This window comes from Desulfonatronospira sp., assembly GCA_003563255.1.
Classification (GTDB): Bacteria; Desulfobacterota; Desulfovibrionia; order Desulfovibrionales; family Desulfonatronovibrionaceae; genus Desulfonatronospira.
Genome location: PWSL01000185.1, coordinates 1 through 2912 on the forward strand (window position 1 = coordinate 1; position 2912 = coordinate 2912).

Annotated in this window: 1 protein-coding gene; it reads right to left on the reverse strand. The window is 50.1% G+C overall.

The window, feature by feature from the left end; all coding sequences use genetic code 11:
- Window positions 1–414: 414 nt before the first annotated feature.
- Entirely contained in the window at window positions 415–2709 is a 2295-nt protein-coding gene (locus QZP87_RS05345) for a putative transposase (RefSeq protein ID WP_291321889.1), read from the reverse strand.
- Window positions 2710–2912 lie beyond the last annotated feature (203 nt).

The window sequence follows — 2912 nt, forward strand, 5'->3', positions numbered from 1 at the left end:
CAGCCGCTTCTTAAAAAATGTAGCTGGAGCCACAAAAAAGAAAAAAATCCTTGCTTGCATGTTTGTAGGGACAAACACCATTGGTGGACGCGGAGCGTCCGGAAGATGTTCCCACGCAGAGCGTGGGAACAATATAGGAAATGATGCCCCGCAGGGGCCTCTTTTTCCGCGCAAGGTCGCGGAAAAAGCCTAGGCACTTAGGCAGTAAGTAGATATAATCTTTACAATAGTATTGACTTCTCGTTTTGTGCAGACGCCGATGGCATAGAGTGGGGTTAAAAACTCTTCTCTTATCGTTCCCACGCTCTGCGTGGGAACGTTTTTCGATCCAGCACTCACTTTTGACAATGGAGAAGTACCAGGTAAATAATAGTATCAGAGATCACGGTAAATGGCTTTTTTTCTCGTCTGAAATTATGCACGGTCCAAGGGCTCAAAAACACCCTTGCGATTGATCTTGTTCAGGTAGAAGGACAGCTTGACATTTATCCGTCCACAGAGCTTGACCCCGAGCTTATTGAGCTCATGGCAGAGCTTGTCCGCCGCTCTGCGGTGCTTGAGGTTGTCAATGCCGTCCAGTATCACCAACAGGGTGTCGCCGACAAGCTTGATCAACCCGGATTTTTTGGTGATCATACCCAGCACCTGCTTGATATCCCGTGAGTCCTGGTAGCAGTACTGGAAGACTTCCAGCAGACGTTCCCTGGCGTGGAAGGCCAGGCATTGCATCAGGTCGTAGAGCTTTTTCTTCTCAAGATCACATTTTTGCATGGGCCTGCCTTTGAGCAGTTCCAGGATGGAAATTTTCTCCGGAAGCTTTGCCAGCTTGTCTTGAAAGCGCTTTAGTTCGATCTCTTTTTCGACCTTCTCCTGTTCAAGACGTTCAATCTTTTTTTCGACACGCTTGTCCTGGCGTTGCAAGAGCTTGTACCGGGAAAGGTCAATCTCCTTTTGCAGTTCTTTGACATCTCCAGCAAGGGCCTTGATGCCTTTCTTGACCAGGGCGACGTCCGGATTGTCTACGAGAGGCTGCTCTTCCAGCTCTTTAAGGTCGTAACCAGGGTGATAGTCCAGATTGAACCAGGCCAGGGCCTCCTTGAAGAAGTTCTCGGACTTACCCCAGCGTTGACACATGTAAAAAGCAATATCCCAGGCGGGCCTGGTCCAGTTGTTGGTTAAAATAGACACGTTTTCGCCGGTTTTCTGATCACGCATAATCACCATGCGCAGGGTCATGGTTGCCGGTTCATCGCGTCCATCCTTTTTTGCCGTGGCGGCGGACTCCTTGATGGTCCGCGTCTGTTCGGCAATGAGCAGTTGCTTGTCTTTGTGCAGCAGACAGCAAGTGAAGAGCTCGTCTGCCATGTCTTGCAGCTTGTCCTTGCTGACATATTTGGACCAGGTGACAAAGTCGGCTGTTTTGTCCAGCTGGGTAAAAAAATAGACGCCATAACCGCCCCGGTCAAAGACCATAATAGGACGTTGGATGCCGAAATCAATAAGCATCTCGACGCTGCGGGCAATCATGGGACGAAAGTCGATTTCACAGGACTCGGTCAGAAAAAACAGAGGCCGGCCCTGCAAGTCCGTTACAGCGTATAATTCATTGCCTTTCATGGCCATGCGGCGTACGGTGTAATAGCCTTTGGCCAGCACATGCAGGCCATAATACGGCAAAAAGTGACCGTCGATAAAGAAGACTTCTTTGTCAATGCGTTGCTGATCCAGGAGCCTGCGGGCCAGGGCGTCAGTCAAATGGGAGCTGAGCTCCAGCGAGGCCAGTGCCGCGAGGTGGTCCCGCAAGGTTTCCTTTTCCGGGGCCCGGGGTCTGCCGATCAAGGCGCCCAGGTCTTCGGCATTGGCCAGTTTCAAGGATTCAATAGAGGCAAAGCCCAGGTTGATGCCGTGAAATATCGTGCCCAGAATATCCAGGGGCTGATACATTGCCCGGGGCTGGACCGGAAAGCCAGAGAGCAGATCTTCGAAGTCGATTTCCTGCAAGAACAGGTGGTGCATAAACTCCCCGGCAAAAGGAATACGGGCACCCTGCTGCAGCTTTTCAATGCACTGCTCGTCCGCCTTTGACTGGGGTTGGGGCTTAGGTGCCTGGGCAAGCTCCTCCTGCTTTTGCTTCAACTCCGGATCCATCTCCAGCGGGAGTTTGAGTTGCTTTTCTACGCTGTTTGCTTTGCAGATGTCCTCTGCAACACGAGCCATATCAAACAAATCTTGTCTGGTCAGAGTTCTAGGACCCGCAGGTTGGTCCTTGACCCGTATTCTGGCCACTGCGTTTCTGGAGACATCCAGTTCCAGTTCCTTCGAGGCCAGGTTTGCAATATCCTGGTCGGTCCAGTCAGGGTGTTCTTCCAGGAGCTTGCGGATATGGTCCTGGATTTTTGCGATATACTTGACAGGGCCTTTACGGCCTCGTTCTTCACGTATGGCGGCTTCCAGGCCGAGCAGGTCTTTGGTCTTGATGAGGTCTGCCACGGTATTCCTGTGGAACCCGCAGATTTCCCCGGCCATAATATTTGTACACAGGCCGCGTTCTACCAGGTCAATGGCGGCCATCCTTCTCTCAGAGTTTTCCTGGGCATTGAATCGGCAGACAGGCAGGGCTTTGAGGTAGACGGTTTTAATAAGCCTGCCTTTATGGTCAAGCTCTGAGATGACGATGAATTCTTGGAATTTCTGGCATGCTTGGTACATAAAAGAGTTGTGCCTGAAAAGTTTTCCGAGATCAAGCAAAATATTACAAATATTTCAAAAAATAAATTCAATTGTTTCAGCAGGTTAATTTTTGGGATCAGCGATCGTGCACAGTTTTAAATGAGAAATAGAAATTGTGTTATTTCAGGTAGTTAGCGCTTGATAATGGTTCTCACCGTGATCTCTGTGCATGTGGATAACAA